This window comes from Streptosporangium nanhuense (genome assembly GCF_059358815.1).
Genome location: NZ_JCADBG010000037.1, coordinates 1 through 19,007, shown reverse-complemented (window position 1 = coordinate 19,007; position 19,007 = coordinate 1). Strand labels below are relative to the sequence as shown.

Annotated in this window: 18 protein-coding genes and 1 pseudogene; 6 read left to right on the top strand and 13 right to left on the bottom strand. The window is 72.5% G+C overall.

Annotation, left to right across the window (positions count from 1 at the left end):
* Window positions 1-39 precede the first annotated feature (39 nt).
* On the bottom strand, window positions 40-1,536 hold the full coding sequence (locus tag AC5L38_RS40960) for an aldehyde dehydrogenase family protein (RefSeq protein WP_495248208.1): 1,497 nt from the start codon (window positions 1,534-1,536) through the stop codon (window positions 40-42).
* 83 nt (window positions 1,537-1,619) lie between these two features.
* On the opposite strand from AC5L38_RS40960, the gene AC5L38_RS40955 reads away from it, so the two are divergent.
* Window positions 1,620-2,318 (top strand): pentapeptide repeat-containing protein, encoded by a 699-nt coding sequence (locus tag AC5L38_RS40955; protein ID WP_495248248.1) that lies wholly within the window; start codon window positions 1,620-1,622, stop codon window positions 2,316-2,318.
* On the opposite strand, the pseudogene AC5L38_RS40950 reads toward AC5L38_RS40955, so the two are convergent.
* The 7 genes and pseudogenes from AC5L38_RS40950 to AC5L38_RS40920 all read right to left on the bottom strand — a co-directional run.
* Window positions 2,218-2,598, bottom strand: a pseudogene (locus tag AC5L38_RS40950) (GlcG/HbpS family heme-binding protein); the annotation flags it as partial. The gene AC5L38_RS40955 and the pseudogene AC5L38_RS40950 overlap by 101 nt on opposite strands.
* Window positions 2,599-2,698: 100 nt before the next feature.
* Window positions 2,699-3,142 (bottom strand): OsmC family peroxiredoxin, encoded by a 444-nt coding sequence (locus AC5L38_RS40945; RefSeq protein ID WP_495248207.1) that lies wholly within the window; start codon window positions 3,140-3,142, stop codon window positions 2,699-2,701.
* A 13-nt stretch (window positions 3,143-3,155) separates the two neighbouring features.
* Window positions 3,156-3,518, bottom strand: a complete 363-nt coding sequence (locus AC5L38_RS40940) for a glycerol dehydratase reactivase beta/small subunit family protein (protein WP_495248206.1) — start codon at window positions 3,516-3,518, stop codon at window positions 3,156-3,158.
* Between the two features lie 51 nt (window positions 3,519-3,569).
* The gene (locus tag AC5L38_RS40935) at window positions 3,570-5,414 is read right to left on the bottom strand and encodes a diol dehydratase reactivase subunit alpha (protein ID WP_495248205.1); all 1,845 of its coding nucleotides are present in this window, start codon (window positions 5,412-5,414) and stop codon (window positions 3,570-3,572) included.
* 25 nt (window positions 5,415-5,439) lie between these two features.
* Window positions 5,440-6,099: a propanediol/glycerol family dehydratase medium subunit gene (locus AC5L38_RS40930; protein WP_495248204.1), complete on the bottom strand. Its 660-nt coding sequence runs from the start codon at window positions 6,097-6,099 to the stop codon at window positions 5,440-5,442.
* Between the two features lie 74 nt (window positions 6,100-6,173).
* Window positions 6,174-8,141, bottom strand: coding sequence for a propanediol/glycerol family dehydratase large subunit (locus AC5L38_RS40925; RefSeq protein ID WP_495248203.1), 1,968 nt, complete (start codon window positions 8,139-8,141; stop codon window positions 6,174-6,176).
* 52 nt (window positions 8,142-8,193) lie between these two features.
* Window positions 8,194-8,646: a diol dehydratase small subunit gene (locus AC5L38_RS40920; protein WP_495248202.1), complete on the bottom strand. Its 453-nt coding sequence runs from the start codon at window positions 8,644-8,646 to the stop codon at window positions 8,194-8,196.
* A gap of 281 nt (window positions 8,647-8,927) precedes the next feature.
* Between AC5L38_RS40920 and AC5L38_RS40915 the strand changes: the two genes are divergently transcribed.
* Window positions 8,928-9,353, top strand: coding sequence for an SgcJ/EcaC family oxidoreductase (locus AC5L38_RS40915; RefSeq protein WP_495248201.1), 426 nt, complete (start codon window positions 8,928-8,930; stop codon window positions 9,351-9,353).
* 205 nt (window positions 9,354-9,558) lie between these two features.
* Complete coding sequence (locus AC5L38_RS40910) at window positions 9,559-10,113, top strand: DoxX family protein (protein WP_495248200.1); 555 nt, start codon at window positions 9,559-9,561, stop codon at window positions 10,111-10,113.
* Between the two features lie 158 nt (window positions 10,114-10,271).
* Here AC5L38_RS40910 and AC5L38_RS40905 read toward each other — a convergent pair whose 3' ends face one another.
* The 4 genes from AC5L38_RS40905 to AC5L38_RS40890 form a co-directional block, all read right to left on the bottom strand.
* Window positions 10,272-11,084, bottom strand: a complete 813-nt coding sequence (locus tag AC5L38_RS40905) for a (2Fe-2S)-binding protein (protein ID WP_495248199.1) — start codon at window positions 11,082-11,084, stop codon at window positions 10,272-10,274.
* 196 nt (window positions 11,085-11,280) lie between these two features.
* Complete coding sequence (locus AC5L38_RS40900) at window positions 11,281-12,654, bottom strand: FtsX-like permease family protein (protein ID WP_495248198.1); 1,374 nt, start codon at window positions 12,652-12,654, stop codon at window positions 11,281-11,283.
* Window positions 12,651-13,313, bottom strand: a complete 663-nt coding sequence (locus AC5L38_RS40895; protein WP_495248197.1) for an ABC transporter ATP-binding protein — start codon at window positions 13,311-13,313, stop codon at window positions 12,651-12,653. Before AC5L38_RS40895 ends, AC5L38_RS40900 begins: the two co-directional genes overlap by 4 nt.
* A complete protein-coding gene (locus AC5L38_RS40890; protein WP_495248196.1) occupies window positions 13,306-13,830 on the bottom strand; it encodes a PadR family transcriptional regulator in 525 nt (174 codons plus the stop codon). The genes AC5L38_RS40895 and AC5L38_RS40890 overlap by 8 nt, the downstream gene beginning before the upstream one ends.
* 513 nt (window positions 13,831-14,343) lie before the next feature.
* Here AC5L38_RS40890 and AC5L38_RS40885 point away from each other — a divergent pair.
* Window positions 14,344-15,165, top strand: coding sequence for a nitroreductase/quinone reductase family protein (locus AC5L38_RS40885; RefSeq protein WP_495248195.1), 822 nt, complete (start codon window positions 14,344-14,346; stop codon window positions 15,163-15,165).
* Window positions 15,166-15,384: 219 nt separating this feature from the next.
* Window positions 15,385-17,073, top strand: a complete 1,689-nt coding sequence (locus tag AC5L38_RS40880; RefSeq protein WP_495248194.1) for a methyltransferase domain-containing protein — start codon at window positions 15,385-15,387, stop codon at window positions 17,071-17,073.
* Between the two features lie 69 nt (window positions 17,074-17,142).
* Here AC5L38_RS40880 and AC5L38_RS40875 read toward each other — a convergent pair whose 3' ends face one another.
* Entirely contained in the window at window positions 17,143-17,895 is a 753-nt protein-coding gene (locus AC5L38_RS40875) for a siderophore-interacting protein (RefSeq protein ID WP_495248193.1), read from the bottom strand.
* A 240-nt stretch (window positions 17,896-18,135) separates the two neighbouring features.
* Here AC5L38_RS40875 and AC5L38_RS40870 point away from each other — a divergent pair, with 240 nt between their 5' ends.
* A complete protein-coding gene (locus AC5L38_RS40870; RefSeq protein ID WP_495248192.1) occupies window positions 18,136-18,480 on the top strand; it encodes a hypothetical protein in 345 nt (114 codons plus the stop codon).
* Window positions 18,481-19,007: the final 527 nt, after the last annotated feature.

Sequence of the window (19,007 nt, the reverse complement as noted above, 5' to 3'; positions counted from 1 at the left end):
TCACCTGTCATACGGCGCGGGCACGGGTCCGGTGCGCGGTCAGGTCTGCAGCTGGGTGCAGACGGATTTCACCTCGGTGTAGGCGTCGAGGGCCTGGTGGCCCATCTCGCGGCCCCAGCCCGACTGCTTGTAGCCGCCGAAGGGCAGGGCGGCGTCGAAGACGTTGTAGCAGTTGATCCAGACGGTGCCGGCGCGGATCTTGCTCGCGAGGGCGTGCGCCTTGGAGATGTCGCGGGTCCAGATGCCGGCCCCCAGCCCGTAGTCGGTGGCGTTGGCCTCCGCGGCGATCTCGTCCAGGTCGGAGAACGGTGAGGCGACCACCACCGGCCCGAAGATCTCCTCACGGACGACCTTCATCTCCGGGCGTACGTCGGTGAGCACGGTGGGCTGGACGAAGTAGCCCCGCTCTCCGTGCCGGTTGCCTCCGGCCAGGGTCTGGACGCCCTCCTCGCGCCCGGAGTCCAGGTAGCCGGTCACCCGGCGCAGCTGCTCGTCGGAGACCAGCGGCCCCATCTGCGTGTCGGGCTCCATGCCCGGGCCGAGCCTGATGCCCCTGGCGATCTCGGCGACGCCCTCCACCACCTGGTCGAAGCGGTCGCGCTGGACGAACAACCGGGATCCGGCCACGCAGCACTGGCCGTGGTTGAAGAAGATCGCGTTCGCCGCGCCCTGAATGGCGATGTCGGGGTCGGCGTCGTCGAAGACGATGTTGGGACTCTTGCCGCCGAGCTCCAGGGTGACCTTCTTCAGGTTGCCCGCGGCGGCGTGCACGATCAGCTTGCCGACCTCGGTGGAGCCGGTGAAGGCGATCTTGTCCACGCCGTCGTGCGCGGCGAGCGCCGCACCGGCGGTCTCGCCGTACCCGGGCAGGACGTTGACCACGCCGTCGGGCATCCCGGCCTCGGCGATCAGCTCCGCCAGCCGCAGGGCGGACAGCGGCGTCTGCTCGGCGGGCTTGAGGATCACGACGTTCCCGGTCGCCAGCGCGGGCCCGAGCTTCCAGGCCGCCATCAGCAGCGGGAAGTTCCACGGGATGATCTGGCCGACCACGCCGACCGGCTCGCGCAGGGTGTAGGCGTGGAACGCGGCACCCGGCATGTACGGCACCGACAGCGCGATCGTGTTGCCCTCGATCTTGGTCGCCCAGCCCGCCATGTAGTGGAACAGGTCGGCCGCCAGCGGAACGTCCGCGGCCCGCGCCACGGCCACCGGCTTGCCGTTGTCCAGCGATTCGAGCTGGGCCAGTTCCTCGGCGTGCTCCAGGATCAGGTCACCGATCCTCCAGATGATCCGGCCTCGCTCGGAGGCGGTCATCCGTGACCACGGTCCCTGCTCGAAGGCCTTGCGAGCGGCGCGTACCGCCCGGTCGACGTCCTCGGCGTCGGCTTCGGCGACGTTCGCCAGGGTCTGCCCGGTAGCGGGGTTGGGGGTCGCGAAGGTCCTGCCGGACGCCGCGTCCACCCACTGTCCGTCGATGAACAACTTGTGGGGGGTGGTGATGAAGTCCTCGACGCTCTTTTCCAGGGTCACCGTCATCAGCGTCGGCTCCCTTCCTGTTCAGAGACGCTGTGCCGGACCGCGCACCCGTCCGCACCGCGAAACCGTCCGGGGTGCCGCGGATGCTCGGCCCGATGAACAATTCCTCCCAATCAGACTACGGACGAAGTGAGAGCACAAGGACCCGTCCTCCCGCGCCCGGCCCGAGGGCCTTCCCCGGAGCGGGGCGCCGGAGGGCGCGGCTCAAGGAGACTCCGCCCCGGGAAGCACGGCCCCGGACGACCCGGCTCCGGGAAGCGCGGCTCCGGACGACCCGGCTCCGGGGAGTGCGGCTCCGGACGACCCGGCTCCGGGGAGTGCGGCCTCGGACGACCCGGCTCCGGGAAGCGCGGCTCCGGACGACCCGGCTCCGGGGAGTGCGGCTCCGGACGCCCCGGCTCCGGGGAGTGCGGCTCCGGACGCCCCGGCTCCGGGGAGTGCGGCCTCGGACGGCCCGGCTCCGGGAAGCGCGGCTCCGGACGACCCGGCTCCGGGGAGTGCGGCTCCGGACGACCCGGCTCCGGGGAGTGCGGCTCCGGACGACCCGGCTCCGGGGAGTGCGGCTCCGGACGCCCCGGCTCCGGGGAGTGCGGCCTCGGACGGCCCGGCTCCGGGGAGTGCGGCCTCGGACGGCCCGGCTCCGGGAAGGCGCGGGGCCTGGAAGGCGTCCGCCCCGGCCCGGGCGACCGAGACGTCCTCCTCCACGCTCCCCCCGCTCACCCCGATCGCACCGACGACTCCGCCGTCAGCACCGGCCAGCGGGATGCCGCCGCCGAAGATGACCAGCCCCCCGTTGGTCACCTCGATGCCGCGAAGGGGGCCGTCGAGCGCCGCCTCCCTCGCCAGCTGCTCGGTGGGCATCGCCGTCAGCACCGCGGTACGGGCCTTGCGCGCGGCGAGGTCGACACCGGCGAGGATCGCGCCGTCCTGGCGCGCGAACGCCAGCAGGTGTCCGCCGCCGTCGACCACGGCGACGTTCATGGGCCGGCCGACCTCGCCCGCCTTCTCCAGCGCGGCGTCCAGCATGTGACGAGCACCGGTGAGTCCGATCCGTACGGACATATGGCCTCCTTTCCCTCGCCGACGAGCCCCTGACCAGTGGCTCCCCGGCCGACGAGCTCATGACCGGCGAGTCCTTGGCGGGCCGGGGTGCGACGGTCTCCTAGGCGGGCGCCTGCTCCAGCTCGGCTTCCAGGGTGATCTCCGTGCCGCCGAGGGCCACGGAGACGGGACAGGTCTCCTTGGCCGTCTCCGCCGCCCGCCGGAAGCCCTCCGCGTCGGCGCCCGGGACGACGGCCAGCACGACCACCCGGATCTCGGTGATCAGATAGGCCTCGCCTCGCAGGTTCTGGGACACCGTCACCGTGGTGTCGATCCGTTCCGGAGGCGTGCCGGCCGCGGTGAGCAGCGCCGACAGCTGCATGCTGTAGCAGGCGGAGTGCGCCGCGGCGACCAGTTCCTCCGGGCTGGTCTGGCCGTTCGCCGCACCGGCCCGGGTGGGCAGCGAGACCGTGAACCCGCCCGCTCCGGAGGAGACGAGCGTGACCGTCCCCGATCCGGTGGTCAGGTCACCGGTCCATCGTGTCGTGGCGATGCGATCGGGCATGAGAAGGGTCCTCCTACGGCTCGAACTGCTTGAAGGGAACGCCGACGACCAGCCGGGCCGCGTTGTGCCCCAGGACGCGGGCGTCCGAGGCGGTGCCCGCCATCGCGGGCGCGTCCGGCGGAAGTTTGGCGTGGTGCACGCAGATGTTCCCCGCGGCGTCCATGCCTATCCCGACACCGAGACCGGAGGCCCGGGCCGCGGCGAAGGCCAGCTCCCGCGCGCCGCCCCCCACGTCCCCGCCCCGGCCGTCCTCCACCCGGTACGGCACCCCCTCCTCCTCCATGCCGGCCCCGATCTCACGCAGGCGGTGCCGGTCTCCCGGCGCCGGACGGCGGAACACCAGCACGGCGGGCCGGTACCGCCGTCGATCCTTCACCACGCCTCCCTTCGTAAGCTTTCGTAAGCTTCCGTACGCCTCCGCACGCTGTCAGCCGCCCACCACGGCCCCGGCCGCCCGCGCGGACGCGTAGCTCACGACCAGGCCGGTGGCCACCGCGTTGCGCGGGCCCTCGCGACCGCGCACGTTGCCGGTGCCGCTGACGATCCCGAACTCCGCGACGGCCTCCGCGATCATGTCGGGGATCTCGAAGTCCAGCGCGGAACCGCCGAGCACCACCACGAAGCCGATCCTCCGCAGGTCGCCGTCCGGGGCCACCTGCTCCAGCGCGCGGAGCGCGTTGACCACGAAGACCCGGTGTTTGGCCGACCTGCGCACCTGGCGGATCCTCTCCATGCCGTGCCGGGTGGGGATCGGGTTCATCGTGCCGCCGGTGAGCGTGACGACGCGGGCGAAGGTGTCGGCGGGCAGGGGATCGCCGAAGAAGCGGACGGTGCCGTCCTCCATCCGGACGTGGAAGAAGCTCTCCGCCTTCGCCAGCGGGAACTTCTTGATCTCCTCCGCGAGTTCCCGGTTCTCCAGCCCGAGTTCCGAGTCGATCAGGTTGGTGACCAGGTCGCCCGCGCCGGCCAGGTGCACCGAGCGCGTCTCGCCGTCGCCGGTGTCCATCGCCGCGTCGGTGGACCCGCCGCCGAGGTCGAGGATCGCCACCGGCCTGCCGGCCCCCGGGGTGGTGAGCGCGCCCAGCAGCGCCATGTCGGCCTCGACCCCGCCGATCAGCACCTCGGTGCCGAGCGCCGCCCGCAGCCGCGCGGCCAGCAGTTCCATCGGCCCCTTGCTGGTACGCACCATCGCGGCCAGCGCGACCGCGTTCTCCAGCGCGAACTCCCCCGCCAGCCCGCCGGTGACCCGCTGCGGCACGAAGGTGTCCACGGCGAGCACGTCCTGGACGCGTACGGCGCCGGCGGGCGTCGCGGTCAGATCGGACATGGTGTCGCGGACGCGGGCGAGCATCCCGCCGACGTTCGTGCCGGGCTCGCCCACGGCGTCGGCCAGCGGGCGCACCCCCCGCAGCGTCGCCATGATCTCCTCGGCTCCGGCGTCCATCCCGACCGACCGCCTGCCCCTCTCGCCGACCAGGGTCAGCGCGCCGGCCGGGATCCTGCGGTCGGTGACGTCCCCGGCCGGGGTGCGCACCACGACGGCCGAGCGGTTGCCCACCAGCGCCCGCGCCACCGGCGCGATCATGCGGGTCTGCTCGGGATCGAGCTCGAAGACCGTGGCGATCCCGTAGGAGTTGGACAGGATCCTGATGGTACGGCCCGGCTCGGCGACCTCGACGGCGGCCGGCATGCCCAGCGGCACCCTGTCCACCAGCGTGACCTCGTCGACCACCGGTACCGGCTCGCCCAGCCGGTTGGCGATGAGGTTGGCGTCGTCGGCGTGGACGACCACGCCGGTGACCCGGATCCCGCGCGCGACGGCCGCGTTGATCCCCTCGGCGGCGTCCTCGAAGTCGACGCCCGCGCCGACCACGCAGATCACCGCGCTCCCGGCGGCGCATCGCGGCAGGTCGGGGAAGGCGACGGTGGTGCCTGCGCCCAGCCCGACGCCGCCGGGCGTCTCCGGATTGTGCCCGATCATCGTGGACTCCGTGATGATCGTCTCGGTGATGGTCTCCATCGCGAGCCCGCTGATCACCGGCGTCGCCTCGTTCACCAGCACCGCCCGGAGGTCGGCCGGATCGCATCCCGCCCCGGCCAGGGCACGGCGTACGACCTCGACGACACCCGGGACGTTCTCCACGGTGCCCTTCACGCCCGACGTCCTGCCCAGCGCCGCGGAGAGGTGGTCGACCCTCCCGTCCTCGCCGACGCGCGTGGCGCACGCCTCCGTGGTCGAGTTGCCGATGTCCACCCCCACCACCAGGGACATGGTCCTCCCTCCGGCCTTCCGCGACTCAGCCGCCACCGGCCGCGCGGATCAGCACGTCGAGTTCCACGGGTTCCGCGCCCTCCCGTACGAACTCGGTCTCCTTGATGTGCAGCAGCGCGGCCTTGGCCTGCCAGCGCGGGCGGGCCATGTGGTCGTTGCGCGAGGGCACGGGTTCCGGCGACTCGCCCTTGGCGTAACGGGCCGCGTTGCCGCCGACCCTGCGGAAGGTCTCCAGGTCCATCAGCGGCGCCTGGGGGAACAGCTCCAGGTTCGACAGGCGGAGCAGGTCCCTCTGGTGGATCATGGTGGTGCCGCGCGAGAGGACGCCGACACCGATCCCCGACCCGGACAGCCTGGCCGCGGTGTGGGCGATGACCGCGAGGTCGGAGCTGCCGGGAAACCGGATGACCCGGGCATGCACCCCCTGCTCCTCCACCCCCGCCAGCAGTTCGCGCAGCACCTCGACGTGCGGGACGCCGACGATGGTCTTGGAGAAGAAGGCCCCGAAGGCCGGGGAGACACCGATCACCACCTCGTCGGGGCGGCGCCCCGGCCGCGCCGCGCCCTTCTCCTCCAGGCGCAGCGTGCGCACGGTGGCCGTGCTCTCTCCGGCGCGCGGCGCGCGCTCGTCGGCCGCGTTCCCGGCGGAACCGCCCGTGGGACTCACCGCCGTCGTGTCGACCATCACGTCTCTCCTCTCGTGAACCGCCCGGCGGTCACCGGCCCGCCCGGCGGTCACCGGCCCGTCCGGCGGAAAGGTCAGCCGACCTCCTCCTCCGGGTTGCGGGCGCTGACGACGTGCCGCAGCCGTTTCATCTCCTCCCACCGCGCGCCGCTCGGGCGGTATCCGCTGCCCGGACCCGCGTAGTCGTTGGGGTCGTTGACGGCCGAGAGCGTCGTCAGCTCCGGGGTCAGGATCGCCGAGGTCTGCAGGAGGTCTCCGGAGACCCGCTGCCTCAGCACGCCCAGCAGCGCCTCGGCCACGTCGGGGAAGCCGCCGGCCTCCAGTCCCTTGACGATGTCGAGCCCGGTGACGCCCCGGTCCATCACCGACCGCGCCGACTTCAGGTCCTCCAGCACGTCCCTCGGCGGCAGTTCCCGGCTGCCGTGGGAGTAGACGACCGCCTCGACCTCCCTGTCGGTGATCGGCGCCAGGTCGAGGTGGGCGAACACGCCCTGCAGCGCACGCGCGGCCCTGCGCCGGGCGGCGAGGATCTCCGCCTCGGGGACGTGCCGCAGGGCGCCGTCCACCTGCAGGTCCCGCTGGATGGTGTTCCAGTCGTCGTAGTCCTCGGGGTCGAGGTTGGAACCGGCGAACATGTTGTCGTAGTTCGGCACGGCCGAGTAGCCCGAGCAGACGAAGTCGGTGCCGGACAGCAGCTGCGGCATCAGCCGCGCGGTGCGGCGCATGTCGGAGTGCGAGAAGGACTGGTCGTTGCCGGAGGCGCACTCCAGGTCGACGGTGCTGGCGACGAGGTTCTCGGCCAGCACCGCGCGGATTCCCGCCGGGACCGCGCCGGGTACGCCGATGCAGCTGATCGAGCCGTTCTGCAGGCCCTGGACCCCGGCCCCCTTCGCGACGAGGACGCAGCGGATCTCCAGGTACAGCATCGACCTGCTCTCCGCGTGCCCCATCTGCACCTCGGAGCCGGTGCCGGAGGTGAACCGCATCTTGATCCCGCGGGAGGCGTAGGCGGAGGCGAGGAACGCCTTCGACCACGGGGTGTCGTCGCCGTCGCAGAAGACCTGCTCGGTGCCGTACACCGAGATCGTCTCCGCGTAGGCGGTGATGCCGCGCATGCCCAGTTCGAGTTCCGTGGCCTCCTCCAGCGCGCACTGCGTGAGCACGCCGGGTCTGCCCGCCTGCGCGCCGACCTGCAGCGCGATGGCCACCAGCGGGGCGTAGCGCACCACGCCGAGGGTGGTCTCCAGCTCGCGGAACCCGCGCAGCGCGCCCTCCGCGGCGTCTGCGGCCACCTGGACCGGGTTGTCCCGCGCGCTCGTGGAGTGCCCCTGGTTGGCGGGGGTACGCCGCGCCCGCATCTTCTGCAGCGCCATCATCATCTCGACCACGTTCATGGTCTTGACGACCTCGAGGAGCTTGGCCGGGGTCAGGCCGGCCGAGACCGCCAGCACCTCACCGCGCGACACCCTCGGGTCCACCAGCATGTGCGCGATCTCGGCGGGTTCGAGGGCCATCGCCCGTTCGGCCGCCGAGGCGTCGATCGCGTGGTCGGCGATGAACCGGTCGAGGAAGTCGAAATCCTCCCTGTCCCTGCCGTCCATCTCCACGATGGTCCCGTTCTCCAAGCGCACGCTCGGGCGCGGGTCGTACGGACTGTCCATCGCGACCATCCCGACCTCGGGCCACTCCTCCACGAAGCCGTCGAGGTTGACCGGGCGGTTCTCCAGGATCTCCGTACGCTTGGACCGCCGGGGAGCGGGCGGCGCCGGGAGGCTCGCCGCGCCCTCGGATCGCGAAGCGGCCTCGGAGCGCGAAGAAGTCTCGAAGCGCGGAGGAACCTGGGATCGCGGAAGGACCTCGGGTCGTGGCGAGGTCTCGGGTCGTGGGGAGGTCTCGGGCGCCCGCCGGGCCGCGGCGGCCTCGGATCGTGAGGGGACGTCGAGCGCTCGCCGGGCCGCCGCGCGGCCGGATCGCCGGAGCGCCGGCGCCTGTCCGCCCGTCCGCTCGCCCGGCTGCCCGCCCGCCGCGTTCCTGGTGCTCATCTCCGGTCCCACCTTCCTGACGCCCTGCCCCGCCGTCGAACACACGTCGCGTTCAGCCCGCGAGGACGCCCCGGCGCTCGTACACGTCGGCGGCCTCCCTGATCAGTCGCGCGCACAGCAGGGCGGCGTGGTCGCGCTCCAGCTCCTCGGCGATCTCGGTCAGCCGCTGTTTCGTGGAGGCGCGCGGGCGCAGCGCGTTGTAGATCTCCAGTACCTTCTCGTCCGGCAGGGCGGTCAGCTCGGCGGCCCGCCGGAAGTTCTGCCCGAGCTGCGGCCTGCCGGACGAATCCGCGATCTCCGCCTGCAGCCGCAGTGTCCCGGGCGCGATGCGGAGGTCCTCGGCCACCACCTCACCGGCCAGGACGGCCTCCATGGTGATCTCGTCGAGGCTCTTGCCGGTAGGTGTCCTGAGCAGCTCCGGGCGACGGGACGCCAGCGGGTAGTCACGCCGCGGATCCAGTCTCGCCGAGGCTTTCTTCGCGGACGTCGTCTTCGCGGAGGTCATCGGATCACACCCGCCCTCTCACGAGCCTCGCGGGCCCGTGTCACCGGAGTCGTCACCGCCCCGGGACGAACACGTGCACGTCCAGTGCGATGTCACACATAGGTGAAACGCTGTCGAGCGTCAGGTTCTCATCACGTAGCGCCCACCATCAGGGCAAATTTCACGAAAAAACGATCGACACTCACGCACTCCTGTCGCCCTCAGAGTCCTCGGAGTCCTCGGCGAGCGGTCAGGCCGGCCAGGTTGACCTCAACCGCGCTTGAGGCACCACGCTGGCCCGCATGAACGCGACACACATCGACGAGCGGGCACGCGAGACCGAGATCGAGGCGATCGAGCAGGTGATCGCCACGCTGGAGCACGCCCAGCAGCACGAACTCCCCGGCGAGTTCGTCGGCCTGTTCAGGTCCGACGCGATCTGGACGACGGGTCACGGCAGGCGCCTCACCGGCCGTGACGAGATCTCGGCGTTCACCCATCGGGTGCTTCCCGGCGCGATGAAGGACTCGACGAGCGCCTACGAGGTGGTGCACGTGCTGTTCGTCCGTCCCGACGTCGCCGCCGTGAAGGTGCGCCAGCGGGCGGTGACGCTCGACGGCCACCCGATCGAGGGACAGAACGAGGGCAGCCCGCTGTACGTCATGGCCAAGGAGGACGGGAGATGGCTCCTGGTCGCCTGCCAGAACACGGAGGTGCTCGACGCGTGACCGGCGGGCCCCGATGCCGCACCGGCCGGTGTGGCGACCGGGGGGCCCGGCGACTCTCGCGAGGCGCGCCCCATGCCCCACCCGCGGGCCGGCGGACCGGTCAGGTCGTGAGGCGCCATGACCGTCTCGCGATCCCCTCGCACTATTGGATAGCGACAGTATCCAACTTTAAGATAGTGTCACTATCCAAAGAAGGGATATGTCGATGTCCGCATTCGTCGTTGAGATCGTTCTCGTGGTCGCCACCCTGGGCTTCCGTGTTCTGGGCGCGTCGGGTGTCCGCCGGTTCGCTACCTGGCCCGCGAGCGCGGCGCACGGGATGGCCGTCATGCTCGTCGTCACCGCCGCCGCGCATTTCGTACCGGCGGGGGTGACCGTCATGCCCAACCACGCCGACATGGTGCGCATGGTGCCGCCGATCGTGCCGTTCCCCGGCGCCGCGGTCTACGTGACCGGCGTGCTGGAACTCCTCGGCGCCGCGGGCCTCGTGGTCGCCGCGACGCGCCGGGCCGCCGGGATCGGCCTGACCGCCCTCTACGTGCTCCTGCTTCCGGCCAACATCTACGCGGCCGTCGCCGACATTCCCTTCGGCGGGGATGAGGCGACGCCCCTGTGGATCAGGATTCCGGAGCAGATCCTGTACATCGCGGTCGCGCTCTGGGCGGCCGGCCTCGTCGGCCAGGCCGGTACGACCCTGACGCGCCGTTCCAGGACCTCGCCGCGCTCGCGCGCCGGGAGCGCGGAACCGGCGCCCCGCTGAGAAGCGGAACCGGCGCCCCGCTGAGAACCCGGCGCTCCGCACGGGTACGGGCCGTCCGATCCGTACCCAGGCGGGAGGGAAGAGGGCCGGATCCGAACGGGAACCCGGCCCCTACCCGGGTACGGCCCCCGACGGGCAGGGGTCCAGGGACGGCACGGTCATCGGCCGGACTCCCGAGCGGCGCGCGCCCGCCGCTCGCGACGGATCCCGGATTCGACCAGAACGCAGTCGCCGCACATGCCGCCACCGGGCAGACGGTAGAACAGGCAGCAGCTGCGGCGGGCGAAGGAGGGGCGGCCGGGGGCGGGTTCGGTCAGCTCGCCCGTGCCGCGCAGCAGGCCCGTGTCCAGCAGTTCGCGGCCCAGCGCCACGGCCTTGGCGGCGAGTCCGGGGCGGTGGCGGCCCAGTTCGAGGAGGGTGCCCACCAGGGCGGAGGCCGCGTTGCCCCACAGCAGGCCGGGGGCCGTCGGCACGATCCGCCGGACCGTCTCGGCGAGGGGCTCCAGCAACCCGGTCACCACGGTGCGATACAGCGGACCGGCGATCCGCGCGGGGTCGCGGTCCTCCCACCCTTCCAGGCGGGCGGCCCGCAGCGGCAGCGGGCCGCCGGCCACCGCCCGCCAGTACACGTGGCGGGGAGCCAGGTCGACGAGCAGGTCATGGGCGACCGCGACACCGAGGGACGGCGACCAGAAACGGGCGGCCAGGCCCTGGAAGAGGATGGACGCGGCCACCCGGGTCTCCTCGGTGCCGAGCCGGTCGGCCATGTCCGCGATCCGGGCCTCCACGGTGCCCGGGTTGGCGAGAAGGTCGGTGAGCGGCTCCCAGCCGGGCTCGCGGGGAACCGGCCCGAGCTCCAGCCCGAAGTACCCTCCGATCGCGGAGACGTCCGCGACCGCCACGGCGACCGCGGCCGGAGAGGCGGGGAACGACCCCGGTGTCCCGGGCCGGACGGGCGGCACGACGATCACGTCCTCTCCGGAAGGACCCGCGAGAACCCGGGGCCGCTCGTGAACCCGGATACACGGACCTGGAACTCATGAACCCGGAACGCACGCACCCGGAACGCACGGACCCGTAACTTGTGACCCCGAGAAGAGGCCCGGAAAACCCAGGGAGGGTCACCTTCACCCCCATACTCACACAACCCGCTCCCCCGGCTCCCCCTCACTCGTCCCGGAGTCCCTCCGGCCGCAGCGCGAGGCGCAGGATCGGCCGGGCCGCCCGCGCCACCAGCACCGCGGCCAGCACCCCGATCCCCACCATGAGCACCGCCCGGCCGGCTGCGAAGACGAGCGCTCCCGGCACCTCGCGGTAGATGTCCCACCCCGTCGAGACGACCACCCCCACCCCGGCGACGGCGGCCACGACGCACACCGGCAGCGCCGCGATGAGCGCCTGCCGGGTGAGGACCCGGCCCAGCGCGGGACCGGGTGCCCCGGAAGCCGCCAGGGCCGCGAACGAGTGCCGATGGTCCAGCAGGTCCTCCGCCTGGTGCGCCACGAGGGCCGCGGCCGAGGTGGCCAGCGCGACCAGCAGGGCGAGATCCACGAGCAGGTAGGCCACGGCCCAGGAGGAGTCGAGGTAGCCCCGGAAGAGAACGGGCCCCTGCTGGGCGCCGACCCCGGCGCCGAAGAACACGGTCAGCCCCACCACCGACAGCGCGCGGGCCCACCCCCTCGGGTCGGCCTCGACCATCCGGGCGGCGAGCAGGGTCTCCGCCACCCCGGTGCGGTCACCGACCCGCCGGGCGGCCACCCTGATCAGCCACGCGGCGCCGAGGACCAGGCCGAACAGCAGGAGCACCATTCCCGCCGTCATGGACAGCACCGCGGCGTACGGCCCGCCGGGGAATCTTCCCAGGCCGACGAGCCCGGCGGCGAGCAGCCCGACACCCACCGCGACCAGCACCAGGTCGAGCGCCCGGGGACCGGCCGGGGGCGTCCGCCGGACCACGCCCAGCGGGGAGGTCACCACGTGCCGCCCCGCCTTCAGCCCGGACAGCGTCCCGGCGAGCGTCACCGCGACGAGGATCGCCACGATCTGCGTCGGCGGGACCAGGGGCACCGCGCCCTCCAGCGCCCCCGCCAGCGCCAGGTTCGACGCCAGGTACAGCGCGACGCCACACACCCCGCCCAGCAGGGTCCGCCCCCCGCTCTCGTACGCCCCGAGCAGGCGCACCTCGCGCGGCGTGGCCCCGGCCAGCCGGAGCGCGGCCAGCCGCCGCTCCCGCGTCGCGGTGGCCAGGCGGCTCACCTGGTGGACGAAGGCCATGGTGGGCACGACCAACAGGGCCAGCGCCAGCGCGGTGAGCAGCCGCGCGTCCCGGCCGGCGAAGAAGCCCAGATACTCGAGCCGCGTCTGGACGCGGAAGCCCTCGGGGTGGACCGAGAAGCCGAGCCCGAACGCCAGCAGGTTCGCCGCCACGCACAGCAGGAAGGTCGCGAGCGCCGCCCCCGCGGCCATGAGACGCCCCCGTACCCGCTCGCGCCGCGATCCGCCCCTGGCGAGCATCCGCGTCACGGTGATCACGGCGATCACACCGCCACCCCGGCGAGCCTGCCGTCGCGCAGCGCGAGTTCCCGGTCGGCGTAGGCGGCCACCCGGTTGTCGTGGGTGACGATCACCAGCGTGGTGCCGTCCGCGCGTGCCGTGCCGACGAGCTCGTCCATCACCCGCTCCCCGGCCAGCGAGTCGAGCGCGCCGGTCGGCTCGTCGGCGAAGACCACCCGAGGGCCGGTGACCAGCGCGCGGGCCACGGCGACCCGCTGCAGCTGGCCTCCGGACAGGTCGCCGGGCCGCCGGTCCGCGCAGTCGGCCACGTCCAGTCTCTCCAGCCGGGACCGGGCGGCGAGCAGCGACTCCCGGCGCCCGTGCCGGTTGAACAGCAGCGGCAGCGCCACGTTCTCCTCGGCGGTCAGCTCGGGGACGAGCCTGCCCGACTGGAAGACGACGCCGAAGCTCTGCCTGCGCAGCCTCGTGCGACCGGTGTCGTCGAGGGTGTCGACGCGCCGCCCGTCGAAGTGGACCTCTCCCGACTCGGGACGGATGATCCCGGCCAGGCAGTGCAGCAGCGTCGACTTTCCCGAGCCGCTCGGACCGGTGATCGCGACGATCTCCCCGTCGCCGATCTCCGCGGACACACCGTCCAGCGCGACGGTCCTGACGAAGGTCTTGCGCAGCGCACGTGCCTCAAGCATCGATCTCCTCCTCGAGTTCCGTGAGTCGTTCCATCGCCGTCTCGATCCAGCGCAGGTCGGCGTCGAGGTGCTGGAGCGCGTAGTCGGCGGCGAGCACCTGCGCGGGGGACCCCGAGGCCCGCTCCGCGGTGAGCTCGCGCATCCGCGCCAGATGGGCGGCGCGCTGCCTGGCCAGGTAGCCGTCGGCGGCGCCCCCGGCGACGATCGCCACCACCACGCGCGAGACGAGCGCGCTGGAGACGTGCGGCGCGGGCGCCTCCACCTGTTCCAGCCACAGGGCCAGCTCGGCCAGCCCCTCCTCGGTGATCGCGTACACCGTGCGCTCGGGACCGCCCTCCCGCACGGTCTCCGCCACCTCGGCGAACCCGTCCCGCTGCAGGCGCTGCAACGTCGCGTAGACCTGTCCGTACGCGAGCGGCCTGGCGCCCGGCAGGCGCCGGTCATGCTCGCGCTTGAGCTCGTACCCATGTTTGGGCCGCTCGGAGAGCAGCCCGAGCATGACGTGTCCGGTAGACATGATCATGACTATACATTCGATGAATACACCGGGCGAATAGTCAACCGCCCGGTCACCGTGGACGGCGTCGCTCGACGTTGCCTTGTCGCGTTCGTGGCATTACGGTTGACCTCGTGACTGCCGGGTCGGCCTTTGGCCAACAGCGAGTAGGGCACCCGGCCGAGGCGTGAGCCCCGGGCGGGCCAGAGGCCCACCCCTTTCCTTCCTTCCGCGCGTTGAGCGCGACGTTTCCCGTGGTCCCCGTTTCGGGGTCTCCGCGTCCCACGTCGCAGCCACGCTCCGCGTGACACCCGTTCGCCCCACGGTGCCGGTCGTCGCCGACCGCCGCCGATCTCGCGCCACCCACGAACCTGCCCCGGCGGTGCACCGCCGGTCCGGCCGGTCATCCGGCGCGCCCTCCCCCTTACCGCACCGCGGTTCCCTTACCGCACCACGGTCGCGACCGCCCCGTGGTGATGCCGTCATGCCCGCGGACAGCCCGCGGGACCAACGATCCCGGAGAAGAAACAGAGAATGCCGATCGATTTCAACCAGCAGGTCATCGAGGAGTTCCGTGCCAACGGCGGGAAGGTCGGCGGCCCCTTCGAGGGGGCCCGGCTGCTCCTGCTGACCACCGTCGGAGCGCGGTCCGGCGCCCGGCACACGACCCCGCTCGGCTACCTTCCCGACGGCGGCGAACGGGTCCTGGTCATCGCCTCGGCCGGTGGCGCGCCGAACCACCCGGCCTGGTTCCACAACCTGGTGGCCAACCCTCTCGTCACGGTCGAGGACGGCATCTTCACCTACGAGGCGCGGGCCGTCGTCCTGGAGGGCGCCGAACGCGACCGCCTCTTCGCCCGCGCGGCCGAGGCCGACCCCGGCTGGGCCGACTACCAGGCGAAGACGACGCGCGTCATCCCCGTGGTCGCCCTGACCGGGGGCGGTCCGCCGACCGCGTCGTCGGCGAGCGAGGCTCTCAAGCGGGTCCACGACATGTTCCGGCGGGAGCTCGCCCTGATCCGCGCGGAGGTCACCACGTCGGGCCCCGGGCTGGGCGCCCAGCTGCGGGTGAACTGCCTGACCCTCTGCCAGGGGCTGCACAACCACCACACCGGTGAGGACATCGCGATGTTCCCGTTCCTCGCCGAGCGCTATCCCGAACTCGCCCCGACCCTGGAGCGGCTGAGCCGGGAGCACGAGAAGATCGCGGTCCTCGTCGAGGAGCTGCGGGAGGTCCTCTCCACCGAGGGCACGGACCCCCGGTCGGTGCTCCACGAGGTCGAACGGCTGACGGACGAGCTCGAAAGGCACCTGGCCTACGAGGAGGAGCAGCTGATCCCGGTCCTCGACACGTAAACACCCCACACCCCGCCGCCCGCGTACCGGCGCCTGCCGCCGGTACGCGGGTGTTCTGCCGGGAAACCTCACCGGCTCCGCGCCCGCGCCCGCCCGTACCGAACCCGAAGGTGCGGGCCGGGGCGTCGCCCGCCGCGCGGCGTTTTGCTGATTCAGCAAGTAATTTTGCCAACTCGCGAGGGGAGGGCCGACCATCTCGGGTGAACGGAGGAATCACACATGACAGAACGAACGGAACGAACAGTGATCACGACTCCCTCGAACGGGGACCGGCATTACGAGGTGGTGGTCGTCGGCGGTGGCGCCGCCGGGCTGGGCGGGGCGCTGACCCTGGTACGGGCACGGCGCTCGGTGCTCGTGATCGACGCGGGCCGGCCGCGCAACGCTCCGGCGGCCCACATCCATTCCTACCTGGGGCGCGAAGGCGCGTCCCCCCTGGAGCTGCTGGCCGTGGGACGCGCGGAGGTGACGGGCTACGGCGGCGAGATCGTGAAGGGCGACGTCGTGACGGCCGAGCGCCTGGACGCCGGGGGCTTCCGCGTCGTGCTCGACGACGGGTCCTCGGTCACGGCGGACCGGCTGCTGGTGACGACCGGCCTGGTCGACGAGCTTCCTCAAGTGGCGGGGCTCGCGGAACGGTGGGGGCGCGACGTCCTGCACTGCCCGTACTGCCACGGCTGGGAGGTGCGCGACCAGGCGATCGGCATCCTGGCGACCGGACCGCTCGCGGTCCACCAGGCCCTGCTGTGGCGGCAGTGGAGTGAGGACGTGACGCTCTTCACGCACACCGCGCCCGAGTTCGGCGCCGAGGAGTACGAGCAGCTGGCCGCCCGCGACATCACCGTGGTGGACGGGCGGGTGACGGCGCTGGAGTCGGCGGACGACGGGCTCACCGGCGTACGCCTGGAGGACGGCCGGGTGGTCCCCCGCCAGGCCCTCGCGGTGGCACCGCGCTTCACCGCCCGCTCCGGCCTCCTCACCGGCCTGGGTCTCGAGGCGACCGACCAGGAGATGGGCGGGTACGTGATCGGCAGCTACGTCGCCTCCGGCCCGACCGGGGCGACGGCGGTGCCCGGGGTGTGGGTGGCCGGAAACGTCACCGTCCTGACCGAGCAGCTCATCGGCGCCGCCGCCGCGGGCGTGCGCGCCGGTGCGGCGATCAACGCCGACCTGGTCGTCGAGGAGACCGGCCGGGCCGTCGCCGCCCGCCGCGGCTCCGCCTCCCACTCCCCCGGCCGGCACGAGCACGAGCACTCGCGAGAGGACACCCACGTGAAGGACGACACCATCTCCGACGAGGAGCACTGGGACCTCCGCTACCGCGAGAGCGACCAGATCTGGAGCGGGAACCCCAACGTCATCCTGGTCCGCGAGGTCACCGGCATGGAGCCGGGCACCGCCCTGGACCTGGGATGCGGCGAGGGTGCCGACGCGATCTGGCTCGCGCGGCGGGGATGGCGCGTCACCGCCACCGACATCTCCGGCGTCGCCCTGGAGCGCGCCGCCCGGCACGCCGCCTCGGCGGACGTCGCCGGCCGCGTCGACTGGCAGCGGCACGACCTGGGGGCCTCCTTCCCCGAAGGCCTCTTCGATCTCGTCTCCGCCCATTTCCTGCACTCCCTCACCGACATGCCGCGGGAGAAGATCCTGCGGACCGCCGCCTCGGCGGTCGCGCCCGGCGGGACCCTCCTCATCGTCGGGCACGCGGGGTTCCCCGCCTGGGAGCACAACCCCCATCCCGACGTGCACCTGCCCACCCCGGAGGAGGTCCTCGAAGCCCTCGAGCTCCCGGACGGGGAGTGGGAGGTGCTGCTCAGCGAGGAACACGACCGGATCCAGAACGACCCCGACGGGAAGCCCACCACCCGCAGGGACAACGTCCTCAAGGTCCGGCGGCTGAGCTCCTGAGCCGCTGAGCGCCGGGTTCCGCACGGCGACGTGGGTGGGGACGGCCCTCCGGCGGGCCGGGCCCCGCCCTCAGTGCAGCCCGCGCTTGCCCGGTGTCCAGAACGGCTTGACCTTGATCGCGGTACGTGGCCAGTCGCGCTCGCGTACGAGATGGTCGCGGACCAGCTGGCAGGTCCTGGCCTCTCCCGCCACGTAGGCCGCCCCCGTGTCGCCGGGGAGATCGAGGGCGGCCACCGCCGCGAGCAGCGTCGGCGAGGAGGTGGCCGGTGCCCCGTCGCGGTGGACGCGGCGCAGCCGGTGGGGGCCGGGCACCGGCACGTCGTGCCCGGCGGAGTCGCTCTCCAGCACGCCGTAGACCCGTGCCGACGGCCCCAGCTCCCTGATCATCGGCCCGAAGGCGGCGGTCGCGGTCTCCTCCCCGACGAACAGGTGGAAGGGGGCCTCTCGGGTGAAGAAGTCCCCCTGGGGCCACCAGAACGTCACCGGCTCGCCCGGCCGCACCTCGCGGGCCCACTTCAGGCCGATGCCCTCGCCCTCGTACAGGTGCACGCGAAGCTCCAGCGCCCGCTCCTCGGGAACGAAGTCCCAGATCGTGTAGGTGCGCAGCGTCTCCGCCGGGCGCAGGATCCCGTACACCGACAGCGGGTCGTTGATCTGGATCCTGATGTGCTGGCCGGGGGTGTAGGGGAAGTCGATCGGCTCGTCGGCGACGAGACGGATCCGCCGCATCGTGGGGGTGACCGGTTCGGCCTCGGTGACGGTCGCGTCCGTGACGTACCTGGCGAAGACACCCGCCAGCGGGTTACGCGTTCTCCGGCTCATGTCAGGACCTCTCCGCGCCCGCCTGCCGCGACCGGAGGACCTGGCGCCGCGCCGCCCCGCTTCCGGCCGAAAGGGGGGCGGGGCCGCGGGAGCTCCGGCGCGAGCACTCCTGCCGACGGTCACGATCAGACCCTTCACGCGACCGTTCCCTTACTTGGCAAGTCAAAATAACGCTTGAAAAATCAACCAAATCAAGGAAGGATCTTTCGCGTCAACTGATCCACACGATGGAGATGTTCAGTGCGCAAAACAACGGCAATCGGTTCCGCCCTGCTCACCGCCACGACTCTCGTGCTCGGACTCGGCACCACCGCGTCGGCGGCCTCCGCCACCTCGGCCAACTCGTCCGACCCTGTGGGCCTCTACTTCTTCGACGCGGCACGGAACGTGGTCGGCCACTACCCGACCCCGCCCGCCGGGTGCACCCCGGTGCCCGCGACCGCGACCCTCCACGCCGCCTGGGACGCCGGGTTCTCGAGGTTCAAGTTCTACGGTACGGCGGACTGCACCGGGTCCTACACGACCCTGGACACCCTTCGCAGCTACTCCGCCGGGCGGTTCAAGTCCTTCGTCCCCATCCCCTAGTAGAAGATCGCTGACAATCCCGCTCTGATCCCGGGCTCGCGGACCCCCGCCCGCGGTCGGACGGCGAGTGTCCGCGACGACCGGACTCCAGCTGTACGGGCGAGGCCGCGGTGAACCAGAGGCGGAGGTTCACCGCGGCCTCGCGGGTCATACGGGTCACGCGGCCGGACATCGCTCTCGAAGGCGCCGCCCAGGTGGCGCGGGCGGCCGGTGCCGATGACCGCGCCGGCCGCGGCGAGGCCAGGACACGAGCGTCTCGGCGCGCCTCCGAACGGCGACTCGTGACGGCGCGGAGGTTCCCGGGAGATCTCGCGCGAGGATGTCGAGAACGCGGCCGCGGTTCCGACCCCTCGGTGACCGGCCGAACCGAGACCGGCGAGTCCCGAGGAGACACGACCATGCAGCCCACGAAGACGAACACCCTGAAGGTGCCCGGCGCGACCTTGTACCACGAGATGCGCGGTTCGGGGCCGATCCTGCTGCTGATCTGCGGCGGGGTCTACGACGCCGCCGGGTTCGCCGAGCTG

Excerpts from the sequence above, each read along its gene's own strand:
- AC5L38_RS40960 (WP_495248208.1), bottom strand. The coding sequence starts at position 1,536 with ATGACGGTGACCCTGGAAAAGAGCGTCGAGGACTTCATCACCACCCCC.
- AC5L38_RS40955 (WP_495248248.1), top strand. The coding sequence starts at position 1,620 with ATGCTCGGCCCGATGAACAATTCCTCCCAATCAGACTACGGACGAAGT.
- AC5L38_RS40945 (WP_495248207.1), bottom strand. The coding sequence starts at position 3,142 with ATGCCCGATCGCATCGCCACGACACGATGGACCGGTGACCTGACCACC.
- AC5L38_RS40935 (WP_495248205.1), bottom strand. The coding sequence starts at position 5,414 with ATGTCCCTGGTGGTGGGGGTGGACATCGGCAACTCGACCACGGAGGCG.
- AC5L38_RS40930 (WP_495248204.1), bottom strand. The coding sequence starts at position 6,099 with ATGGTCGACACGACGGCGGTGAGTCCCACGGGCGGTTCCGCCGGGAAC.
- AC5L38_RS40925 (WP_495248203.1), bottom strand. The coding sequence starts at position 8,141 with ATGAGCACCAGGAACGCGGCGGGCGGGCAGCCGGGCGAGCGGACGGGC.
- AC5L38_RS40920 (WP_495248202.1), bottom strand. The coding sequence starts at position 8,646 with ATGACCTCCGCGAAGACGACGTCCGCGAAGAAAGCCTCGGCGAGACTG.
- AC5L38_RS40915 (WP_495248201.1), top strand. The coding sequence starts at position 8,928 with ATGAACGCGACACACATCGACGAGCGGGCACGCGAGACCGAGATCGAG.
- AC5L38_RS40910 (WP_495248200.1), top strand. The coding sequence starts at position 9,559 with ATGTCCGCATTCGTCGTTGAGATCGTTCTCGTGGTCGCCACCCTGGGC.
- AC5L38_RS40895 (WP_495248197.1), bottom strand. The coding sequence starts at position 13,313 with ATGCTTGAGGCACGTGCGCTGCGCAAGACCTTCGTCAGGACCGTCGCG.
- AC5L38_RS40890 (WP_495248196.1), bottom strand. The coding sequence starts at position 13,830 with ATGTCTACCGGACACGTCATGCTCGGGCTGCTCTCCGAGCGGCCCAAA.
- AC5L38_RS40885 (WP_495248195.1), top strand. The coding sequence starts at position 14,344 with ATGCCGATCGATTTCAACCAGCAGGTCATCGAGGAGTTCCGTGCCAAC.
- AC5L38_RS40880 (WP_495248194.1), top strand. The coding sequence starts at position 15,385 with ATGACAGAACGAACGGAACGAACAGTGATCACGACTCCCTCGAACGGG.
- AC5L38_RS40875 (WP_495248193.1), bottom strand. The coding sequence starts at position 17,895 with ATGAGCCGGAGAACGCGTAACCCGCTGGCGGGTGTCTTCGCCAGGTAC.